Here is a 21,098-nt window from a genome sequence, read left to right as displayed (position 1 = left end):
TGTCTGCCTGGGCGGCATAACAACCTGAACTGTCAAAGCGACATCTATTATTTATGCTGACAATACACTTGCGCAATAAAAACAGGACGCGCCCGAGAACAGGCTGCTATCAACCCTTTAGACGAGTAAAAACCGAAACTCCGAATACTTAATGGCGCGTAAACAAAAAGAGTCAAGTTGGCAGAAAGGGGGCAGTCAACCCTTAAGCTGACAAATAAACAGATTCTTATGATTTAAGGTTGCGACTGCCAGGTTTGATGGCCGGCAAAGCAGTCAATTCCGGCGGCAGCTTGTCCGGTTCATAGGCAGGGATGTCGAGCTGGACCAGGGAGACGAGAGGCACGCCGAGATCCGCTTTGCCGCCGGAGCGGTCGATGAGGCAGGCCGCCCCCAGGATCGTTCCCGGATACTCTTTGAGAGACGTCAGGCATTCACGGGAGGACAGACCCGTGGTGACAATGTCCTCCACCATCACGACCCGAGCGCCTTCGGGAATCGTGAAGCCGCGTCGCAGGGTGAAGATACCGTTCTCGCGCTCCACGAAGATTGCCTTGGCGCCGAGATGCCGGGCGGTTTCATAGCCAGGAACGATACCGCCCACGGCCGGCGAGACCACGTAATCGACGGCCCCGAACCTTTCCTTGATCTTCTCGGCCAGTGCCCGGCAGACCCGCTCTGTCCGGGCAGGGTCCTGGAACACGAACATCTTCTGCAGGAAGACTGGGCTGTGCAGCCCCGACGAGAGAATGAAATGCCCTTCAAGCAAAGCACCGGCAGAGCGGAATTCTTCAAGGACTTCGTTCGGGGTCATGGGGTGTCTCCTAAGTGGGCGCTATGTGGCAGGAGGGGCGGCGAGAGGCAAGGGGCAAACGCACGTGAACGTCAAATGGCCTATCTTTGTCAGGCTTGCGCCGCTGCCTGCACGAACGCGTTGAAAATCGCATTCCCAGGGTGGTCCTGTCTGGCAAACAGCTCCTGATGCCATTGCACACCCAGAGCAAAGCGGCGGGACGGGATTTCAATAGCTTCAACGACGCCATCCTCGGCATAGGCGCTTGCCATCACGTGATCTGAGAGCGCGACGACAGCTTCCCGGTGAAAAGTGTTCACGGAAAGCTTGCGCTGTCCCACGATGCGGGAGAGCAGGGTGTTCTGCCTGATCGTCACGGGATGTTCATGACCGCGCTTGTCGTGCTCCATGATGTGCGGGCCCATTGCGCGCACATCCGGCGACAGGCGGCAGCCGTGGAGGCCTGCGAGAACCTGCATGCCGTTGCAGATGCCGAGCACCGGTTTGTCGCGTTCGAGGAAACCGCGCATCAGTGCGAGCTCTACATCGAGACGCTCGGATGGCGGAGCTTTCGAGATCTGACCGTCGAGAAACCACTCATCGGGAAAGGCGAAACGACCGCCGACATTCACGAAGCCGTCGAACTCACCGACGACCGTCTCGACCATGTCCATGAAATAGGGAATGCCGAAGGGCATGCCGCCCGCGCGCTGAACCGCGACGAAGTAGTTCTTCGTCATGTCATAGCGCGTGCCGTCAACGCTGGTGTTTTCGTCCATGATGACGGCGATGCGAGGTTTGGACGACATGGCTGCTTATCCGGTGACGCGGTCGACGCGGCTCACCACACGCTTGGCACGCAGTTCAGCGATGATGGCGTTGAGGTGCTTCAGATCCCACACCGTTAGGTCGATGGTGATATCCGTGAAGTCCTGCGTGCGACGCTTCATGTTGACGTTGTCGATGTTGCCGTCGTGATCCGCGATCACTTGTGCGATCTGCGCGAGCGAGCCCGGCTCATTGATCGATTGCAACTTGATGCGCGCTGGGAAGCGCTGCGTGGAGCCGGATTCCAGATCCCAGCGCACGTCGATCCAGCGATCGGGCTCGTTGTCGAACGCGGCGAGCGAGGGCGATTGGATCGGGTAGATCGTCACGCCTGCGCCCGGCGTCAGAATGCCGACGATACGGTCACCCGGAACGGCACCGCCTTCGGGTGCGAAGCGGATGGGCATGTCCTTGTTGAGACCGCGGATCGGAATGCCTGTCGGCTGCTCGCCATTGGCCTTCGCGCCTGTGCCGTCCGGCTGGCCCGTGCCCTTGCCGTCGGGGCCTGCGCGCCGCTCGTCCTTGTAGTCTGGATAGACCGCGCGCACGACATCGCCGGAGAACATCTCGCCACGGCCTACGGCTGCGAGCACATCCTCCACGGAAGCACGCGCCAAGCGGGGCAGGGCGCCTTTCAGCTTCTCGTCGGAGAAGGCACGTCCCGCACGCTCGAAGGCGCGCTCCAGAATTTGATGGCCGAGGCCCGTATATTGCCGCCGCACGGCCGCGCGTGTGGCGCGGCGGATCGAGGCGCGTGCCTTGCCCGTCACCACAAGGGATTCCCAGGCCGCAGGCGGCGTCTGGCCCTCGGCGCGGACGATTTCGACCTCGTCGCCGTTCTGCAGTTCGGTCAGCAGTGGCGACATGCGGCCATTGATCTTGCAGCCAACCGCCGTGTTGCCGACATCCGTGTGCACCGCATAGGCGAAGTCGATGGGGGTCGCGCCGCGCGGCAACGCAATGAGGCGTCCCTTCGGCGTGAAGCAGAACACCTGATCGTGGAAGAGCTCGAGCTTCGTGTGCTCCAAAAACTCTTCCGGATTGTCGCCTTCCGCGAGGAGGTCGATGGTGCGACGCAGCCATTGATAGGCGCGGCTCTCGTTCGCCAGGCGCGAATTGTCGTTCACGCCTTCCTTGTAGAGTGCATGCGCGGCAATGCCGTATTCCGCCACCTCGTCCATGTCGGCGGTGCGGATCTGCAGCTCCACGCGCTGACTGCCAGGGCCGATCACCGTGGTGTGAATCGAACGGTAATCGTTCTGCTTGGGCGTCGAGATGTAGTCCTTGTATCGACCCGGCACCATCGGCCAGCTCGTGTGAACGATACCAAGCGCGCGATAGCATTCATCGACCGTGCCGACGATGATGCGGAAGGCGAAGATATCCGACAGCTGCTCAAAGGAGACGGACTTGCGCTCCATCTTGCGCCAAATGGAATAGGGCCGCTTCTGGCGTCCTGACACCTGCGCGTCGATGCCCTGGGCCTTGAGCTTGGTGGTCAGAGTCTGCTCGATCTCTTCAACGAGCTTTTCGCTCTTTGCCGTCAGCTCGTGCAGGTGGCGGTTGATGGCCTCGAAAGCTTCTGGATCGAGGTTCTGGAAGGACAGCTCCTCCAGCTCCTCACGCATCTCCTGAATGCCCATGCGTCCGGCGAGCGGCGCATAGATCTCAAGCGTTTCCTGCGCGATGCGCTGGCGCTTCTCCGGCGGCATGAAGCCGAGGGTGCGCATGTTGTGGAGGCGGTCGGCAAGCTTCACCAGAAGCACGCGCACGTCGTCCGCAACAGCGAGCAGCAGCTTGCGGAAGTTCTCACCCTGAGCGGCACGCTTTGAGACGAGGTCGAGGCGCTTGATCTTGGTAAGGCCGTCGACGAGAGCGCCGATCTGGGGACCGAAGGTCTTGTTAATCTCCTCCAGCGTCGCCTCGGTGTCTTCCACGGTGTCATGGAGCACCGCCGCGGCGATGGTCGCCTCGTCGAGCTTCATATCCGTGAGGATGGCCGCGACTTCGAGAGGATGGCCGAAGAACAGGTCGCCGGACGCGCGCTTCTGGTTGCCATGAGCCATCATGGCATACACGTAAGCACGATTGAGCAGCGCCTCGTCAGCCGAGGGGTTGTAGCGCTTTACCCGCTCGACAAGTTCGTATTGGCGCATCATATCCGCCGCCACCCCCTTCAAAATCGGTCTATCTGACTGAAATCAGAAGACTTTAGAAAATATTGTAATACGTCTTCTGACCGCAAGCTGAATACCTTGCCGCAGGCCGTAAAACCGCACTGTGGTTAAGGCTCTCACGAAAAAGCCCGGCTCTGGGCCGGGCTTCTTTTGAAAAAATACGGTGCTGAGCGCTTATTCGCGGTCGTCGTCGTCCGAGCTGTTGTTGCTCGGAGGGACAAGACCTTCGAGGCCGCGCAGCAGGTCTTCCTCGCTCATGCGATCGAACTGGACGTCCGTGTCGTTGTCGGCACCTGAGGCGGCAGCCGTATTGCCCAGCATGGGAACGGCCTCGGCCTCCGGCTCGTCCACCTCGACATACTTCTGCATGGAGTGGATGAGCTGCTCCTTGAGGTCGTCGGGAGCGATGGTCTCGTCCGCGATCTCGCGGAGGGCCACGACGGGGTTCTTGTCACGGTCGCGGTCGACGGTGAGCGGCGAGCCCGAGGAGATCAGGCGGGCGCGGTGGCTGGCCAGCAGCACGAGCTCAAACCGGTTGTCGACCTTGTCGATGCAGTCTTCGACGGTCACACGAGCCATGCAGGGGCTCCTTCTTCAGGTTCGGAGAATATCGGAAGAGGGACCGGATACACCGGATGCCCTAAGAAAACAAGAGGAGGCATTCCCGGACAGGGACTTAATCCCATGCCTCTCGCCAAGTGCGGCCTCGCACGGAATCTTTGCATCGCTATTGTTATGTTACAACAACTATAATACGGAAGGCTACATGAGGATTTTCAAACAGTTTCTGCCTTGTGCTGCACGTTGGGGGAGGCTCCTATGGGGCAAGCTTTTCGCGAGTCAACCGAGAATCGACCGCAGCCTGCTTAAAGGATGGCGGCAGCTGATCTGAAGGCTGGATAAGGTCCCAAAACGCGCTCTTTGCCTTGACTCTGAAGCCTACGGGTGCGAGTCCCGCGCGGATTCGACGCAATAAAGGTTCCGCTCCCGATGAAGCGCGCATTCATTTTCCCAGGCCAGGGAAGCCAGGCTGTGGGCATGGGCAAGGCCCTTGCCGACAACTTTCCGCAGGCCAAGGCCGTGTTCGACGAGGTGGACGAGGCTCTCTCCCAGAAGCTCTCCGTCATCATGTGGGACGGCCCCGCCGAGGAACTGACCCTGACCGCCAATACCCAGCCGGCCCTGATGGCCGTGAGCCTCGCCGCCATGCGCGTGCTGGAGGCTGAGGCCGGGCTCGATCTCAGGAAGCATGCCGCATATGTTGCCGGCCATTCGCTCGGCGAATACTCCGCGCTTGCCGCCGCCGGGAGCCTCTCGGTTGCCGACACGGCTCGTCTCCTGCGGATCCGCGGCAATGCCATGCAGAATGCCGTGCCCGTAGGGCAGGGCGCCATGGCGGCGCTTCTCGGCCTTGAATATGACGCCGCTCTCGAGGTTGCCCGCGCGGCGGCTCAAGGCGAGGTCTGCGATGCAGCCAACGACAACGGCGGTGCCCAGGTCGTGGTCTCCGGCCATAAAGCCGCCGTTGAGCGTGCGGTCGCCATTGCCCAGGAAAAGGGTGCCAAGCGCGCCGTGATCCTGGCCGTGTCCGCTCCCTTCCATTGCGCCCTTATGCAGCCTGCCGCCGACGCGATGCGCGAGGCTCTGGCCGGTGTGACCGTGAATGCTCCCGTCGTTCCGGTGGTGGCCAATGTGGAGGCTGCGCCGATCACCGATCCGGCGGCGATCAAGGATGCCCTGGTTCGCCAGGTCACCGGCACGGTCCGCTGGCGCGAATGCGTGGCCTATATGGCGGCCCAGGGTGTTGAATCGTTTTATGAGGTTGGATCGGGTAAGGTCCTGACCGGACTCGTGAAACGCATCGCGGCAGGCACCACGTCGAGCGCCATCGGCACCCCTGAGGATGTCGCAGCCTTCAAAGCTTCCCTGCAAGGATAAGAGGAGAGCCTCCATGTTCGATCTGACTGGCCGCAAGGCTCTCGTGACCGGCGCCACCGGTGGTATCGGCGGCGCCATCGCCCGCTCCCTCCACGCCCAGGGTGCCACCGTGACCCTCTCCGGCACCCGCCGGGCCGCCCTCGACGAGCTGGCAGCCTCGCTGGGTGAGCGGGTCCACGTGGTCGAGGCGAACCTCGCCGATAAGGATTCGGTCGAGGCCCTCGTTCCCGCTGCAGAAGCGGCGATGGACGGCCTCGACATCCTCGTCAACAACGCGGGCGTGACCAAGGACAACCTGTTCATGCGCATGAAGGACGAGGAGTGGGACACGGTGATCGCCGTGAACCTGACCGCTTCCTTCCGTCTCTCACGCGCTGCCGTGAAAGGCATGATGCGCCGCCGCTTCGGCCGCATCATCAATATCGGCTCGGTCGTGGGCTCGACGGGCAATCCGGGACAGGGCAATTACGCCGCCTCCAAGGCTGGCCTCATCGGCATGACGAAGGCGCTTGCCGCCGAGGTTGCCAGTCGCAACATCACCGTGAATCTGGTCGCTCCCGGCTTCATCGAATCCCCCATGACGGACGTGCTCAATGACAAGCAGCGCGAGGGAATCCTGGGCACCATCCCTATGGGAAGGCTGGGCCAGGGCAATGAAATCGCCTCGTCTGTTGTGTATCTCGCATCCAATGAAGCCGGCTACGTGACGGGCCATACCCTGCACGTAAACGGCGGAATGGCTATGTTCTAAAGGTACTTAGCGGCGGTTGCAGAATTTGTTCGCAGGCGCCGCTGGCCTCTCGCCAGAGAGGATAAGCTTGTGTTAAGCATGAGCCCGATCGAGCCAAAGGGGTTGACCGGCGCTTAAAAATGCGGCTTTGCACGGCGCAAGGTAGCCGTTTCAGCGTTGTCAGCTGAGCAGCTGATCTGATTTCGATTTTTAATCCGCCCAATTCCTGAGGCGGCAGCCACTGAGGAAGAGAACGATGAGTGACGTCGCTGATCGCGTGAAGAAGATTGTTGTCGAGCACCTCGGCGTTGAGGCCGACAAGGTGACGGACAACGCCAACTTCATCGACGACCTGGGCGCCGACAGCCTCGACACGGTCGAGCTGGTGATGGCTTTCGAAGAAGAGTTCAACGTCGAGATCCCGGACGATGCCGCTGAGACCATCGTCACGGTTGGCGACGCCATCCGCTTCCTCGAGAAGAACGCGGCCTAAGACGCTGACGGGCGTCGGGTGAGCCACCCGACGCCCGATTTTTATTTGATGATAGGGTAGAACGTTATGCGCCGGGTTGTTGTTACAGGTCTTGGCATGGTCACTCCGCTGGGCAGCGGGGTCGATACCACATGGTCCCGCCTGATCGAGGGACAAAGCGGCGCTAACAAGATCACCGATTTCCAGGTCGATGACCTGGCCTGCCGGATCGCCTGCCAGATCCCGGTCGGCGACGGCTCCAACGGCACCTTCAATCCCGACGAGTGGATGGAGCCGAAGGAGCAGCGCAAGGTCGATCCGTTCATCATCTATGCCATGGCGGCTTCCACCATGGCTCTGCGCGATGCGGGTTGGGCCCCTAAGACCTATGAGGAGCAATGCGCCACGGGGGTGCTGATCGGCTCCGGCATCGGCGGAATCGGCGGCATCTACGAGGCATCCGCGACCCTCATCGAGCGCGGCCCGCGCCGCATCTCGCCCTTCTTCATTCCCGGCCGTCTCATCAACCTCGCTGGCGGCTACGTCTCCATCGAGCACGGCCTGAAGGGGCCGAACCACGCCGTGGTGACGGCCTGTTCCACCGGCTCGCACGCCATCGGCGACGCGGCCCGCCTGATCGCGCTCGGCGATGCGGATGTGATGGTGGCCGGCGGCACGGAATCCCCAGTCAACCGCCTTTCCATCGCGGGCTTTGCCGCCTGCCGCGCTCTGTCCACGAGCTACAACGACACGCCTGAGAAGGCTTCCCGCCCCTACGACAAGGACCGGGACGGCTTCGTCATGGGCGAGGGCGCCGGTATCGTGGTGCTGGAGGAGTATGAACACGCCAAGGCGCGCGGCGCCAAGATCTATGCCGAGGTCATCGGCTATGGCCTTTCGGGCGATGCCTACCATATCACCTCGCCATCCGAGGATGGCGATGGCGCCTATCGCTGCATGGCTGCGGCTCTGAAGCGTGCAGGCATCCCGGTCTCCGAGATCGATTACGTGAACGCCCACGGCACCTCGACCCCACTCGGCGACGAGCTGGAGCTGAAGGCTGTTGAGCGTATCGTCGGCAACGCGGCGGGCAAGCTCTCCATGTCGTCCACCAAGTCGGCCGTCGGTCACCTGCTGGGCGCGGCCGGTGCGGTCGAGGCGATCTTCTCGATGCTCGCTATGCGCGACGGCATCATTCCGCCCACCATCAACCTCGACAATCCATCCGTCGAAACCGCTATTGACCTTGTGCCGAATGTGGCCAAGCGTAAGGAAGTCAACGTTGCCCTGTCGAACTCCTTCGGATTCGGCGGCACCAATGCCTCGCTGATCTTCCGCCGCGTTGCCTGAGGATAGCTGTTCTACGTTACGGCTTTTCGCCATAATCCCCGTTAGGGTGTCGGACGAGTCATCGAAAACTAGGCCGGCACCAGAAAAGCATCGTGATGTTCGGACGCAAAAAGAAAAATACCCTTCTCTCTGAGCACGAGGCCGAAACCCAAGGTGCGGAGCAGCCGCGCCTTGCGCCGCGCTCGCCCAGCGAGGCGCTCAAGCCAACGCTGGCTCCTCCACCGCCGCCTCGTCTTCGCCGCCGTCGCGGAGGCATGCTGTCTCTCTTCAGCGGCCTGCTGACGCTGTTCGTGGCTCTGGCCTTGGCAGGTGTTTTCGCCTTCACGATGCTGGAGCGGGAGGTCACCGCGAAGGGGCCGCTGCAAAACGACAAGGTGGTGCTCATTCCGCGCAATACCAGCACGGGTGAGATCGCGCGCATCCTGAAGGAAGAGGGCGTCGTCAATCAGCCCTTCCTGTTTGAGACCTATGCACTTCTCAACCGTCAGCGTGGCCAGCTCAAGGCAGGCGAGTTCCAGTTCAAGGCTGGCACGAGCATCGAGGAAGCCATCGATACCCTTGTGCAGGGTAAGGCGATCCTCCATGCCATCACGATTCCGGAAGGCCTCACGAGCGATCAGATCGTGGCGCGCCTTTATGAGAACGAGATCCTGAGCGGCGACATCGCCGAGACGCCGCGCGAGGGAACGCTGCTGCCGGATACCTATAAATTCGAGCGCGGTACCACACGTCAGCAGATCGTCAGCACCATGCAGGCGGCGCAGCGCCAGGCACTCAATCAGATCTGGCAGCGCCGCTCGGCGGACCTGCCGATCAAGTCGCCGCAGGAACTCGTGATCCTCGCCTCCATCGTGGAGAAGGAAACGGGCCGCGCCGATGAGCGCACGCGTGTGGCGGGCGTGTTCATCAACCGCCTCATGAAGCGCATGAAGCTCCAGTCGGACCCCACCATCGTATATGGCTTGGTCGGTGGCAAAGGCACGCTCGGCCGCGGGATCATGCGCAGCGAGATCGAGACGGCAACGCCCTACAACACTTATGTGATCGAGGGACTGCCGCCCGGACCTATCGCCAATCCGGGACGGGCCGCGCTCGAAGCGGTGGCCAATCCGTCGCGGACCAAGGATCTGTATTTCGTGGCCGACGGCTCGGGCGGGCACACCTTCGCCGAGACCTACGATCAGCACCAGCGCAACGTGACCCGCTGGCGTCAGCTGGAGAAGGCAAAAGCGACGCCCGACAGTGACAACGTCGATCGTGTCGTGGATCCGGAGGCTCCCGGTCAATCCGGTGCGGTGGACGATGGCTTGTCGGAACTGCGCGGCACGGCCAACGCCATGTCGACCTCTGGAGTGCGTCCGGTGGGTACGAATGGAAAGACTGGGCGCGCTCGCGGTTTCGATGCCAGCGAAGGCACCGAAAAGGATCCGCTTAAGAACAAGACGTTCGACCTGACCAATCCGAAGAACGTTCCGGCACTGAAGCAGCCCTGATCGTCTTTCGTTCGGCAATTGCAATCGACTTCAAAGTCGGCGTGCATTCGAGCATCGTTCGAATCGAACCGGAGGTCCGTTAGCAAATAACTGGATCCACTTTTTCGTCCGATGCGCTATGGTCGCGCCGATTTTTGTTTTTACGCCTGAGGTTCAGTGCATGGCGATTGCAAGCATGACCGGCTTTGCCCGCGCGGCCGGTGTGACCGGCTCCTATCAATGGGCCTGGGAGATCAAGACCGTCAACGGACGCGGGCTCGAGGTGCGCGTAAGGACACCGTCCGGGCTCGATGCCATGGGTGAGGAGGCGCGCGGCCAGATTCTCAAGGCGTTCAGCCGGGGCCAGGGCCAGCTCAATCTCACCCTGTCCAAGACCTCTACCGCGCCGAAGTTGCGGGTGAATCAGGATGTGCTGCAATCGCTCCTCTCCGCCATCGGCGGCCTGACCTTGCCGGACAATGTGAAGTCGGCTTCCCTTGATGGACTGCTCTCCGTCCGCGGTGTCGTGGAACTCGACGAGGATGGGGGCGATCCTGCTCAGGACGAAGCACTCGCAGCGGCGCTCAGAGGCGGTGTGGCCAAGCTGATCGAAGCATTGAAGTCCGCGCGGCTGAAAGAGGGGCAGGCGCTCTCTGCCGTGCTGAGCCAACAGCTCGATGCCATTGCAGCGCTCGTCTCCGAAGCGGAGGCTTGCCCCGCTCGCCAACCGGAGGCCATTCGCGTGCGCCTCGAAGCGCAGATCGCGGAGCTTCTCGACGGCAAGACGTCCCTTGATCCTGCGCGCCTGCATCAAGAGGCGGTGCTGATTGCCGCCCGCGCCGATATCCGCGAGGAGATCGACCGCCTGCGCGCCCATGTGGATGCCGCGCGCGCGCTGCTCAAGGAAGGCGGATCGGTGGGACGCCGTCTCGATTTTCTGGCACAGGAATTCGGCCGTGAGGCGAATACCCTGTGTGCAAAGGCCAATGATGTGGCTCTTTCACGGATCGGTCTTGAATTGAAGGCCGTTATCGAGCAATTCCGCGAGCAGGTTCAGAACGTGGAGTGATGCGGTGAGCCAAGATTCGAAGCCCCTGGTCGGACGTCGCGGCCTCATCCTCATTCTGTCCTCGCCCTCCGGCGCCGGAAAGACCACGCTCACCCGCAGCCTTGTGGAAGAGCAGGCAGGCGTTCTGTCGATTTCCGTCACCACGCGACCCAAGCGCCCCTCCGAGATCGAGGGGAAGCACTATCACTTCATCGATGTGGAAGAGTTCAAGGCGATGCGCGATCGCGATGAACTCCTCGAATGGGCCGAGGTGCACGGCAACTTCTATGGCACGCCCCGCAAGCCGGTGGAGAAGACTCTCGCTGCCGGGCAGGACATGGTTTTCGACATCGATTACCAGGGCACCCGCCAGGTGCGTGAGAAGATGCCCGACGATGTGGTGACCGTGTTCGTCCTGCCGCCGAGCTTCAAGGAGCTGAAAGCGCGTCTGGAGCGCCGCGCGGAGGATGCGTCCGAAGTCATCGCCAAGCGTCTCGCCAATGCCCGTGTCGAAATGGAGCGTTGGGTCGAATACGACTACGTGATCGTCAACGAGGATCTCGGTCAATCCTTCCAGAGTCTCAAGGCCATCCAGGCGGCCGAGCGCCTCAAGCGCGACCGCCTTGTGGGCCTGCAGGAGTTCGTGCAGGGACTGCTGACGGAAAAGATCGATTAACAGGCCTGCCGTTCACACGAGCGCCAATTCGTTCCGGCGCTCGTGACGGGCGAAGGCGTGGCCGAGCAGCACCTCCATCAGCTCCTGCTGGGATAGGCCGCCGGCTTCCCAGAGCTTGGGGTACATGCTGATGGCCGTAAATCCTGGAAGCGTGTTCACCTCATTGACGAAGAGGGTCTCTTCGCGGTTCGGATCGACGAAGAAATCGACGCGCGCCAAGCCTTCGCAGCTCAAGACCTTGAAGGTCTCGATGGCGAGATCCTGGAGCTTTCGCGCCTGCTCAGCCGAGAGTTCGGCCGGAATGCGCAGCAGGGCACCGTCTGCATCGATATACTTCGCATCATAGCTGTAGAAGCCGTGGCTGCTCGCAGGCACGATCTCTCCGAGCGGGGAGGCACGGACCTCACCGGAGGCATCCTCCAGCACGGAGCATTCGATTTCCCTGGCACCCGTGATGCTTCGCTCCACGAGCAATTTTCCGTCGTAGCGGAAGGCACGCTCGCAGGCCTTTGCGAACTCGTCTGCGGACGTCGCGCGCGACACGCCGACGGAGGAGCCCATATTGGCGGGCTTGATGAAAAGATCGGTGGTGCCGAGCACATCGACGGCAGCCCGATAATCCGAACGATTGCGCTTCGTCAGGGTCAGGAACGGCACCACGGGAATGCCGCTGTCGCGGAGCAGACGCTTGGCGATGTCCTTGTCCATGCCGGCGGCGGAGCCCATCACTCCGGAGCCTACATAGGGAACATTCGCAAGCTGCAAGAGGCCTTGAACCGTTCCGTCCTCTCCGTTCGGTCCATGGAGAACCGGAACGATGGCATCGAGCCGCAGAGAGCGGGAGGAGGCGTTGCCATCAAGGACGATCATCTCGCCATCGCCACCGGGAAGGAGCGCCACCTGGGGAGCGCCCTCGGGAATCTCGAGCGATTGCGCGCCTCTGCCGGCACCATTGCCGGTGTCGCACAAAAGCCAGCGCCCATTGCGGCCGATGCCGATCAGGACGATCTCGTAGCGCTCAGGATTCAGGGCGCGAAAGACATTGGCGGCCGACAGCTTGGACACCTCATGCTCCGCGGAGCGGCCACCGAAAAGAAGGCCGATCGTCTTGCGTGATTGTGCCATGCGCTCCTCCCGTCACAGCCGGTCAGAGGCTGCTGAATTCGGTTCATCATTGAGACGATGAGGTTAAGGTCTGCTGAAGAGCGAGGGCAGGTTCCTCAACGCCGCGCCGCATCGAACGCATTGGCGAGCGCGACGTAGCCTTCCACAGGCACGTTCTCGGCGCGGATCGTTTCCTCAAGGCCTGCTGCGGCGATGATGGAGGAGGGATCGGGCGTTATGGCCTTCAGGCTCTGACGCAGCATCTTGCGGCGCTGGCCGAAAGTTGCGCGGGTGACCGCTTCCAGTGCGCCGATGCGGCAGGGCAGAGGCGAAGCCTTGGGCGTCAGATGCACGATGCTTGACGTGATCTTCGGCGGAGGCACGAAAGCTGAGGGCGGCACATCGAAGAGAATGCGCACATCCGTGCGCCAGCCGCACAGGACGCCGAGCCGCCCGTAATCTTTCGGATCGTCCTCGGTCGCGACAATCCGCTCGGCCACCTCGCGCTGGAACATGAGGGTCAGCGAATCCCACCAGGGCGGCCAGGCCTCGCCCGTCAGCCAGCCGGTGAGCAGGGCCGTGCCCACATTGTACGGGAGATTCGATATGATGCGCACCATCCCGTCGCCGACCATGGGGCGCGGGTCGAATTCGAGCGCGTCGGCCTCGATGACTTCCAGACGGCCAGGATAGTAAGCGGCGATTTCGGCAAGCGCGGGCAGGCAGCGGCTGTCGCGCTCGATGGCGATAACCTTCTTCGCGCCCGCCGCCAGGATGGCGCGGGTAAGGCCGCCAGGGCCGGGGCCGACCTCAATGACCGTGGCGTCTTCGAGTGGCCCGGCGGAGCGGGCAATACGGCTTGTGAGGTTGAGGTCGAACAGGAAGTTCTGGCCGAGCGACTTCTTGGCCATCAGGCCGTGAGTGCGGACGACCTCGCGCAAGGGGGGAAGGTTGTCGATCTGGCTCATGGGGTCTTCGCCCCTGCGCCGAGGCGCGCCGCCAGCTTGATCGCAGCCATGAGACTGTCGGGACGCGCGATGCCTTTGCCTGCGATGTCGAAGGCCGTGCCGTGATCCGGCGATGTGCGCACGAAAGGCAGGCCCAAGGTCACGTTCACGGCCTCGTCGAAGGCGATGGTCTTGATCGGGATCAGGGCCTGGTCGTGATACATGGCAAGTGCCGCATCATAGCTCTTGCGGGCACGGGCATGGAACATGGTGTCCGCGGGAAGAGGGCCGGATGCCACAATGCCATCGGCCCGCAAGGTTGCGATCGCGGGGGCAATGATTGCCTGGTCTTCCGTGCCCATGGCGCCGTTCTCCCCGGCATGAGGGTTGAGACCGGCCAGGGCGAGACGAGGATTGGCAATGCCGAACCGCTCCCTCAGCTCCCGCGCCACGATTCGCCCTGTCATAACGATCAGTTCCGTCGTCAGCGCCGAAGGCACGTTGGAGAGGGGGATGTGAACGGTGACGGGGACTACGGCGAGCTCTTCGCTCCAAAGCATCATCACCGGATGGTAGGTGCTCCCGTCGAGACCTGCGAGGGCCGCCAGGAATTCCGTGTGCCCCGGATGCTGGAACCCCGCGCTATAGAGAACATGCTTGGCGATTGGATTTGTCACGAGGGCGCGGGCCACACCGCTGCGCACCAGGCGTACCGCCATCTCGATGGATTCAATGACGGACAGAGCCGAGGCAGGATCGGGCTTGCCGGGGTCCGCGGACACCTTCACGTTCAGAGGAATGACCGGCAGGGCCTGCGGAAAGGCGGAAGACACCTGCGCGGCATCCACGGACACGATGGGAACAGTCCAGCCCTGGGCTTTCGCGACACGCTCCAGATGCGCGGGATCAGCCAGAACCGCAAAAGGAGGGAGCGCCTCCTGATCGCGATGGAGCCAGGCCCGGAGGGTTAGTTCCGGCCCGATGCCGGCCGGGTCGCCTTGGGTGAGGAGGAGAGGGCGCTCAAGCCCGGCCACTAGTTCGATACACCTTCTTCGGAGGAGTCGCCGCCGATACGTTGGCTGACCGTGGCCTCGCCCAGGGTCCGCAGTTCAAGGCTGAGCATGACCGTGTGATTACGCTCCTTCTCACCCGAGCTGGTCGAGATGGAGCGCGGCGTCATGATGTACTTGACTGAGAAGGTCGTGCATTCGTCGATATAGCCCACGCCGAGAGACATGGAGCTGACATAGGCGCGATCCAGACGATTGTAGACTGCATCCGGATTGGTAGCGAGCGCCAGCTCATATGTCTCGCGCGCGAGCAGATAGCGGTCGAGATCCAGCAGCACCGAGCCTGTCACGTACCAGTTCGGGGTCAGGTCCCATTTAGCTGAGCCAAGCAGACCCTCGCGACGGCGCGGGAAGCCGATATCCGGCTGAGCTTCATAGCGGGCGTAGGTCAGCGAGGTGGAAAGCGGCAGGTAGGGGTTGAAGTTCGCCCGGACGGTTGCCTCAATCCTGTTGACGTTGAAATCTTCCTGGTCGAACCGCGCACGAGTCATGAGGGCGAAGTTCCTGTTCGGAGAGACCTGGAGGCGGCCCACATAATCGGAGGCGCGGGAATCCAGGCCGGAATCAAGGCCCACATTGGCTAGGTCGCCCTGGCGGAATGAATTACGTCCAGCTACCTGATAAGACTGTCCGAACAGCGCATTGGCGTAGAAGTCGTCGGCGCCCGTGACGGTGTATTGAACGCCGAGATTCGCGCGGACGCCGCCTTCTACGCGGTCATAGCCGGAGAACTTGTCCCAATCGAAAAGAGATGTGTCGTCGAAGACGAGGCTCTGCGCATCCTCGTTGGGAAGATGGCCAATCCTGGTTTCATTCGGACGGGCGATGATCTGGGCGATCGGTTCGATCACCTGGCGCCCCGAGGTGCCGAGGTCGGCAACGAAGGGATAGCGGTATTCGAGACCGGCGGCCGGGGTGGCGCGGAAGAGATAGTCGTCGTCGCCTTCGAGATAATTGCCCAGGTTGGCGTTCTGGTAGCCGTCGAAATCCGGAGCGATCCAGAAGTTATCGGCCCGCACATAGGCGAAGGGCGTCCAGACCTGGCCGATGGGGTCGATGAACTCCCGGCGCCAGGAGGCGGTGACCGACGCGCGGGACATGGAACCGCTGGTGCCGCGCACCAGGCAGCTCTCGGGATCGAAGATCTTGCAGGTCTGGTAGACACCAAGCAACGACGTCCTGTTCTCAGCTGTCAGCGGCTCGAACTGGGCCGCTTCCCGCGACAGGCTTGTCAGATTGACGTTGATGCCGAATTCGCCGCCGATGCCCGAGGGGGTGATCCGCTTGTCATAGTCGAGGACCGGGTGAACGACCGGCTGCTGCTTCTGCCAGTCCCGGGTGGACAGGCCCTGGAAGTAGTAGCCGCGCAGATCGAAGAACGAGCGGTCGCCCTGACCCTGCAGATAGAGGGTCGAGATCGACTCCTTCAGGTAGAGGGAGCTGAGGCTTTCGCTGCGGACGTGGTAGTTCTCCAGGAACCATTTGTCCGACACGAGAGTGATGTCCCAACCCCACTTCCAGCGCTCGTTCAGGTAGAACTGACCTGCCGACTCGATCGAACCGCGGAAATCGCGATCTCCCGGACCACGAGGGCTGCGGAGGAAGGCGTCCGGATCCAGCTGCGAGATGCCAGCGACGCGGATGTTGTACGAGCCGGTTTCCAGCCGGTGGCGCCACTCGGCCTCGCCAAGAACACCCTGGCGGGTCAGGAAGGTGGGGGCAATGGTCAGGTCGTAGTTCGGGGCGATGGCCCAGAAGAACGGAATCGAGGCACCGAAACCGAGGGTGTTCGAGGTGACGTAGCGGGGCGCCAGGAAGCCGGTCTTGCGCTTGACGGTGGGATCCGGCGTCCAGAAATAGGGCAGGTAGGCAACGGGCAGGCCGAGGATCTCGAGGGTTGCGTCCTCATAGTAGATCGTCTGCTCGCTGTTGTTGTGGATGATCTTCGCGGCCTTCACCTGCCAGAGCGGCGGCCGTTCCGGGTGATCCTTACAGGGTTCGCAGGCCGTGTAGGTGCCGCGCTCGAAGGTGGTCGTCTCGCCTTCCGCACGCTCGGCACGGGGCGAGGAGAATCGGGTCGTGACCGTCCGGCCGTTCTCGACCGTGGTCTGAACCACCCGCAGCGAATCGATGAAGCCGTTCTTGAAGTCGTCCGTCAGCTCGAAACGGTCTCCGGTGACGACCGCGCCGCTTGAGTCGGTGAGACGGGCATTGCCCTCGGCAAAGACGCGGCCGGTGTTCCGGTCATAGGTGACCCGGTCAGCCTGAAGCGTCCGGCCCTGGTAGTTCATCTGAACGTCGCCGGAGGCCGAAATCGTATTCCGGTCGTTGTCGTAGATGATTTCCTTAGCGTCAACGAGGAGCCGATCCCCTTTTGGATTGGCTTGAAGACGAGAGCCGATGGCCTCGTTAAGCGACTGGGCAAGCGCAGGCATCGATCCAGCAGCACACAGAAGCGCTACTGCGATCGCAGACGTTGCGACCGTTGCCTTGAGCCGTTGCATCCCCACTCCTAAACCCTACGCCCTTATGTGAGGATGGGTTAGCCATCCTCTTGGTATAATAATGCCAAGGTCCCTAATAGACTGCCTACTACAGCAGGGAACCAGGCCGCAACAATTGAGCTGATGATGCCCGAGGCTCCAAGCTCCGCCATAAGCTCAGTGGCGACATAAAGCATGAACCCGGCGGCGACGCCACCCAGAACCATCGTTGCTACACCACCAAATCGAAAGAATCTTAACGATACCGATGCGGCCACAAAGACCATAGCAATGAACAGGAGGGGGCGGGCCAGAAGAATATCGTAATGGAGCTGATAGGCCGTGGTGTTGATGGCTGCCCGCTCCATCCTCTGGATGGTCTCCCGCAGGTCCCAGAACGGCACGGAATCAGGATCAATGAAGCTCTGTCTGAGCTGAGAGGGCTGAAGGTGGGAGGCGATCAGATATCGTTCGTGGGATTCGGGCTCTTCTGTTGCTGAAAGGACACGGGCCTCCTTCAGCTCCCAGAATCCCTCGTGAAGTGTCGCTTGCTTGGCCTCGATTCGATGCGTGAAGGCGCCGTCCAGATCGAACGTGTAAACGGTCACGCCGACGAGGGTTGTCGTATCGGTACGGGATCCATCCGCTCGGAAGACCGCGTACCCATCCTGGCTCTTCTGCCGCAACCAGATGGTTTTGCCCGAAGTCTGGGTGGTGCGTGAGAAAATCCTGGTTTCCAGGGCCGCGGCCTGCTGCTTCAGATGGGCCGACATCGGATTGTAGATCATGACGGACCCGACACCGATCAGGAGCGCCACGAAGAGGCCAGGCTGCAGGAACTGCCAGGCGGAGATGCCGGCGGCGCGGGCCACCACCAGCTCGAGCTTGCGGCTGAGCTGCAGAAGCGCGGCCATGCTGCCGAAAAGGATGGCAAAGGGCATGACCTGCTCGGCAATGGCCGGGGTGCGGAACAGAGCGAGCTGGGCAATGGCCTCTGTCGTAGCCTGTTCCGCATCGCCTGCGCGACGCATCAGCTCGACGAAATCGAGAGTATAGACGAGGACAAATACCGTTGCAAAGACGATGAAGATCGTCTTGACGAACTGGCGTGCAAAATAGAACCCGAGGGTCCGGCCGATCAGCATGCTCACACCCCTTGAGTGGCCGTCTTACGCGATGGGCGCAAAGTCAGGAGAGTGGAGCGGATCCTGGCATTCAGAGATCGGATTCTTGCACTCTTGAAAATCAGCAGGAGGCAGATGGCCATTCCACCGAAAGGAACGCCATAGATGGCCAGTATGGCCATGGGTGTCCGGGCCACGGCGCTGGAGGCGGCAAAGCCCAGAACCCGGAGCACCACGACGGCCGCAATCGCGGTCGCAATGGCAACGCCACGCCCCTGGCGGGTCGTTCGCGCTTCGCCCAAAGCCGCGAAGGCGATCGCCATCATGGCAAGAGGATAGAGCCAGGCCGAGAAGCGATCGTGAAGCTCGGCCCTGAATCGACCTGTCTGGGCCTTATAAAGGTATTCATTCTTGTCGGGGAACAGGAGCTGCATGGTGCTCCGCTCGCGCGGCTTGTAGACGACTTCGTTGTTCTCCTGGTTGAACGCGGCCAGATCGACCGCATAGCGTTCGAAGGCAACGATGGAGGAATCCCTGCTCTTAGGGTCCTTGCGCTGCACACTGCCCTTCTCTAGCACGAGATAGGCCTGTCCATTCTGTTCGACGGTCTGGCCGCGCTCGGCGAGATAGACGATGGGCTTCGCCTTGTCGCGCTGGTCTTCCATGAAGATGCCGAGCAAGGCATCGCCCGCGCGCTCGCGGTAATGGAAGGTGATGCCGTTATCCAGGGTGATGAACTGACCCTCCTTGGCCATCGAGGCCACGAAGTCAGCCCTGATCCGCGTGAACAGCATTCGCATTTCCTGGAGGCTGGCCGGCATCAGGTAGAGGGAGATCATGCCCACCACGATGCTGATGAAGGTTGCCAGTGCGATGAAGGGGCGCAGCAGGCGCTGCGGTGCCATGCCGCCCGCGCTCATGACGATGAGCTCGGAATCACCGTTCAGCTTGTTGAGGGTATAGATCGTCGCCATGAACAGAGCGACAGGCGCGATGACGCTGATGAGCGCCGGCAGCGAGAGACCCGTCACCGTCAGGAAGATGAGGATCGTCTGCCCTTTGCCCGTCAGAAGATCGATCTCGCGCAGAGCCTGCGTGATCCAGATAACGCCCGTCAGGGCGATCAGGCACGCGGCAAAGGCGCTGAATGCGATTTTCAGAATGTAGCGTTCGAGAAGTGTCATGAAGCCCTTTGCCCCCGGGCGCGAAGGCCCAGGGTTACCTTGTCGCCCGGTCTTAAGGCAAGACGGCCGTTTTCAACAGCCTGAGATTGCGCCTATTTCACGGCGGAGCCCGGCATGCCCTATATGAAGGCAGTCAGCAGAGCAGGGGCTCCAAGTCCGGCGCCCGCACAGTTTAGACCAAGAGGATTTCATGGCCGACAGCTTCAAGATCGACTTCCAGCCGCATGGCAAGGTCGAATCCGGCGATCTGATCATTTTCGTCGGGGATAATCTCAAGCCAGCGCCTGCGGTTGCCAAGCAGATCGGCTCCAAGGCCGTCGATCTTATCGCCAAGGCCGCGGCTGCGGAGAACTTCAAGGGCAAGCCCAAGTCCGCCATGACCATCGTGGTGCCGAACGGTCTGACTGTCGATCGACTGATCGTGATCGGCTTGGGTGGCGAGAAGGACCGGAAGGATATGGATTTCGTCCAGCTGGGAGGCCTGATCTCCGGCAAGACCAATGGCAAGACGGCAACCGCCGTGCTCGACCTGCCCGGCATCGAGGTGTCGCCCGAGGCGGCGGCCGATATTGCGCTGGGCGTCCAGCTGCGCCGCTACAGCTTCGACCGTTACAAAACCAAGAAGGACGACAACGAGCAGAAGGGCATCGCCCGCCTGGTTTTAAGCGTAGCTGATCCGGTTGCCGTCAAAAAAACCTACAAGGCCCGCGAGAGCGTTTTTCAAGGCATCACGCTGACGCGCGATCTCGTCAACGAGCCACCGAATGTGCTGGGTCCCCAGGAATTCGCAGCCCGCGCCCAGGCCCTCACCAAGCTCGGCGTCGAAGTAGAGATTCTCGACGAAAAGGCCATGAAGAAACTCGGTATGGGTGCTTTGCTCGGTGTGGCGCAGGGCTCCGCCCGCGGCGGGCGCGTCGCCATCATGCGCTGGAACGGCGGCAAGGCGAACGACAAGCCCATCGCCTTCATCGGCAAGGGTGTGGTGTTCGACACCGGCGGCATTTCCATCAAGCCAGCGGCCGGCATGGAGGACATGAAGGGTGATATGGCGGGCGCAGCCTGCGTCGTCGGCCTCATGCATGCGCTCGCCAGCCGCAAGGCGAAGGCGAACGTGGTCGGCGCCATCGGCCTCGTGGAGAACATGCCCGACGGCAATGCCCAGCGGCCCGGCGACATCGTCACCACCATGTCGGGCCGGACCATCGAGATCATCAACACCGATGCGGAAGGTCGCCTCGTACTGGCCGACGTGCTCTGGTACGTGCAGGACCGATTCAAGCCGAAGTTCATGATCGACCTGGCGACGCTCACCGGCGCGATCCTGGTCGCTCTGGCACAGGAATATGCCGGCCTGTTCTCGAACAATGACGAACTGGCCGAGCGGCTCACCGCTGCCGGCAAGGCGACGGGCGAGCGTGTGTGGCGCATGCCGATCGGACCGGAATTCGACAAGATGATCGAGTCCAGGTTCGCGGACATGAAGAACACGGGCGGCCGCCATGGCGGTTCGAGCACGGCGGCGGCACTGCTCCAGCGCTTCGTCAATGATACGCCCTGGGCACATCTCGACATCGCGGGAACCGCCATGGGCTCGCCGCAGACCGAAATCAGCCGCGGCTGGGCTTCCGGTTGGGGCGTACGCCTGCTCGACCGTCTCGTGCGCGATCATTACGAGGGCTGAGCGTGAAAAGCGACCTCGTATCCT

General features: G+C 61.9%; 18 protein-coding genes. 8 read left to right on the top strand and 10 right to left on the bottom strand.

The features are described from left to right. Positions 1-226 precede the first annotated feature (226 nt). The 4 genes from pyrE to rpoZ form a co-directional block, all read right to left on the bottom strand. Positions 227-811 (bottom strand): orotate phosphoribosyltransferase, encoded by a 585-nt coding sequence (gene pyrE / locus ACUXUR_RS19160; protein ID WP_445503953.1) that lies wholly within the window; start codon positions 809-811, stop codon positions 227-229. Between the two features lie 89 nt (positions 812-900). Continuing rightward, positions 901-1,599, bottom strand: a complete 699-nt coding sequence (locus ACUXUR_RS19155; RefSeq protein WP_445503952.1) for a gamma-glutamyl-gamma-aminobutyrate hydrolase family protein — start codon at positions 1,597-1,599, stop codon at positions 901-903. A 6-nt stretch (positions 1,600-1,605) separates the two neighbouring features. Beyond that, positions 1,606-3,777 carry a RelA/SpoT family protein gene (locus tag ACUXUR_RS19150; RefSeq protein ID WP_445503951.1) on the bottom strand — a complete coding sequence of 724 codons (2,172 nt, stop codon included), beginning with the start codon at positions 3,775-3,777 and terminating at the stop codon, positions 1,606-1,608. A gap of 192 nt (positions 3,778-3,969) precedes the next feature. Continuing rightward, positions 3,970-4,374: a DNA-directed RNA polymerase subunit omega gene (rpoZ, locus tag ACUXUR_RS19145; RefSeq protein WP_445503950.1), complete on the bottom strand. Its 405-nt coding sequence runs from the start codon at positions 4,372-4,374 to the stop codon at positions 3,970-3,972. A gap of 411 nt (positions 4,375-4,785) precedes the next feature. On the opposite strand from rpoZ, the gene fabD reads away from it, so the two are divergent. The 7 genes from fabD (at position 4,786) to gmk (ending at position 11,481) form a co-directional block, all read left to right on the top strand. Then, a complete protein-coding gene (gene fabD / locus ACUXUR_RS19140; protein WP_445503949.1) occupies positions 4,786-5,733 on the top strand; it encodes an ACP S-malonyltransferase in 948 nt (315 codons plus the stop codon). Positions 5,734-5,746: 13 nt separating this feature from the next. Then, positions 5,747-6,484: a 3-oxoacyl-[acyl-carrier-protein] reductase gene (gene fabG, locus ACUXUR_RS19135; RefSeq protein WP_445503948.1), complete on the top strand. Its 738-nt coding sequence runs from the start codon at positions 5,747-5,749 to the stop codon at positions 6,482-6,484. 235 nt (positions 6,485-6,719) lie between these two features. Next, on the top strand, positions 6,720-6,956 hold the full coding sequence (locus tag ACUXUR_RS19130; protein ID WP_009764365.1) for an acyl carrier protein: 237 nt from the start codon (positions 6,720-6,722) through the stop codon (positions 6,954-6,956). Between the two features lie 66 nt (positions 6,957-7,022). Then, positions 7,023-8,285: a beta-ketoacyl-ACP synthase II gene (fabF, locus tag ACUXUR_RS19125; protein ID WP_445503947.1), complete on the top strand. Its 1,263-nt coding sequence runs from the start codon at positions 7,023-7,025 to the stop codon at positions 8,283-8,285. Between the two features lie 95 nt (positions 8,286-8,380). Continuing rightward, positions 8,381-9,778 carry an endolytic transglycosylase MltG gene (mltG, locus tag ACUXUR_RS19120; RefSeq protein WP_445503946.1) on the top strand — a complete coding sequence of 466 codons (1,398 nt, stop codon included), beginning with the start codon at positions 8,381-8,383 and terminating at the stop codon, positions 9,776-9,778. Between the two features lie 160 nt (positions 9,779-9,938). Further along, positions 9,939-10,826: a YicC/YloC family endoribonuclease gene (locus ACUXUR_RS19115; RefSeq protein ID WP_445503945.1), complete on the top strand. Its 888-nt coding sequence runs from the start codon at positions 9,939-9,941 to the stop codon at positions 10,824-10,826. A 4-nt stretch (positions 10,827-10,830) separates the two neighbouring features. After that, the gene (gmk, locus tag ACUXUR_RS19110) at positions 10,831-11,481 is read left to right on the top strand and encodes a guanylate kinase (protein ID WP_445503944.1); all 651 of its coding nucleotides are present in this window, start codon (positions 10,831-10,833) and stop codon (positions 11,479-11,481) included. A gap of 12 nt (positions 11,482-11,493) precedes the next feature. Here gmk and ACUXUR_RS19105 read toward each other — a convergent pair whose 3' ends face one another. The 6 genes from ACUXUR_RS19105 to lptF form a co-directional block, all read right to left on the bottom strand. Beyond that, positions 11,494-12,606, bottom strand: a complete 1,113-nt coding sequence (locus ACUXUR_RS19105; protein ID WP_445503943.1) for a D-alanine--D-alanine ligase family protein — start codon at positions 12,604-12,606, stop codon at positions 11,494-11,496. A 95-nt stretch (positions 12,607-12,701) separates the two neighbouring features. Further along, the gene (rsmA, locus tag ACUXUR_RS19100; RefSeq protein ID WP_445503942.1) at positions 12,702-13,553 is read right to left on the bottom strand and encodes a 16S rRNA (adenine(1518)-N(6)/adenine(1519)-N(6))-dimethyltransferase RsmA; all 852 of its coding nucleotides are present in this window, start codon (positions 13,551-13,553) and stop codon (positions 12,702-12,704) included. Then, entirely contained in the window at positions 13,550-14,566 is a 1,017-nt protein-coding gene (gene pdxA, locus ACUXUR_RS19095) for a 4-hydroxythreonine-4-phosphate dehydrogenase PdxA (protein ID WP_445503941.1), read from the bottom strand. The genes rsmA and pdxA overlap by 4 nt, the downstream gene beginning before the upstream one ends. Next, positions 14,566-17,106 (bottom strand): LPS-assembly protein LptD, encoded by a 2,541-nt coding sequence (locus ACUXUR_RS19090; RefSeq protein ID WP_445503940.1) that lies wholly within the window; start codon positions 17,104-17,106, stop codon positions 14,566-14,568. Before ACUXUR_RS19090 ends, pdxA begins: the two co-directional genes overlap by 1 nt. 38 nt (positions 17,107-17,144) lie before the next feature. Continuing rightward, positions 17,145-18,230 carry an LPS export ABC transporter permease LptG gene (lptG, locus tag ACUXUR_RS19085; RefSeq protein ID WP_445503939.1) on the bottom strand — a complete coding sequence of 362 codons (1,086 nt, stop codon included), beginning with the start codon at positions 18,228-18,230 and terminating at the stop codon, positions 17,145-17,147. A 2-nt stretch (positions 18,231-18,232) separates the two neighbouring features. Continuing rightward, complete coding sequence (gene lptF / locus ACUXUR_RS19080; RefSeq protein WP_445503938.1) at positions 18,233-19,393, bottom strand: LPS export ABC transporter permease LptF; 1,161 nt, start codon at positions 19,391-19,393, stop codon at positions 18,233-18,235. A gap of 190 nt (positions 19,394-19,583) precedes the next feature. Between lptF and ACUXUR_RS19075 the strand changes: the two genes are divergently transcribed. Continuing rightward, positions 19,584-21,074 carry a leucyl aminopeptidase gene (locus ACUXUR_RS19075; RefSeq protein ID WP_445503937.1) on the top strand — a complete coding sequence of 497 codons (1,491 nt, stop codon included), beginning with the start codon at positions 19,584-19,586 and terminating at the stop codon, positions 21,072-21,074. Positions 21,075-21,098: the final 24 nt, after the last annotated feature.

This window comes from Microvirga medicaginis (assembly GCF_052658925.1).
The sequence above is the reverse complement of the archived record's forward strand: the minus strand, read 5'-3'. Positions and strand labels throughout refer to the sequence as shown.

Coding starts and splice junctions, on each gene's coding strand:
- pyrE (WP_445503953.1), bottom strand. CDS start 811: ATGACCCCGAACGAAGTCCTTGAAGAATTCCGCTCTGCCGGTGCTTTG.
- ACUXUR_RS19155 (WP_445503952.1), bottom strand. CDS start 1,599: ATGTCGTCCAAACCTCGCATCGCCGTCATCATGGACGAAAACACCAGC.
- ACUXUR_RS19150 (WP_445503951.1), bottom strand. CDS start 3,777: ATGATGCGCCAATACGAACTTGTCGAGCGGGTAAAGCGCTACAACCCC.
- rpoZ (WP_445503950.1), bottom strand. CDS start 4,374: ATGGCTCGTGTGACCGTCGAAGACTGCATCGACAAGGTCGACAACCGG.
- fabD (WP_445503949.1), top strand. CDS start 4,786: ATGAAGCGCGCATTCATTTTCCCAGGCCAGGGAAGCCAGGCTGTGGGC.
- fabG (WP_445503948.1), top strand. CDS start 5,747: ATGTTCGATCTGACTGGCCGCAAGGCTCTCGTGACCGGCGCCACCGGT.
- ACUXUR_RS19130 (WP_009764365.1), top strand. CDS start 6,720: ATGAGTGACGTCGCTGATCGCGTGAAGAAGATTGTTGTCGAGCACCTC.
- fabF (WP_445503947.1), top strand. CDS start 7,023: ATGCGCCGGGTTGTTGTTACAGGTCTTGGCATGGTCACTCCGCTGGGC.
- mltG (WP_445503946.1), top strand. CDS start 8,381: ATGTTCGGACGCAAAAAGAAAAATACCCTTCTCTCTGAGCACGAGGCC.
- ACUXUR_RS19115 (WP_445503945.1), top strand. CDS start 9,939: ATGGCGATTGCAAGCATGACCGGCTTTGCCCGCGCGGCCGGTGTGACC.
- ACUXUR_RS19105 (WP_445503943.1), bottom strand. CDS start 12,606: ATGGCACAATCACGCAAGACGATCGGCCTTCTTTTCGGTGGCCGCTCC.
- rsmA (WP_445503942.1), bottom strand. CDS start 13,553: ATGAGCCAGATCGACAACCTTCCCCCCTTGCGCGAGGTCGTCCGCACT.
- ACUXUR_RS19090 (WP_445503940.1), bottom strand. CDS start 17,106: ATGCAACGGCTCAAGGCAACGGTCGCAACGTCTGCGATCGCAGTAGCG.
- lptG (WP_445503939.1), bottom strand. CDS start 18,230: ATGCTGATCGGCCGGACCCTCGGGTTCTATTTTGCACGCCAGTTCGTC.
- lptF (WP_445503938.1), bottom strand. CDS start 19,393: ATGACACTTCTCGAACGCTACATTCTGAAAATCGCATTCAGCGCCTTT.
- ACUXUR_RS19075 (WP_445503937.1), top strand. CDS start 19,584: ATGGCCGACAGCTTCAAGATCGACTTCCAGCCGCATGGCAAGGTCGAA.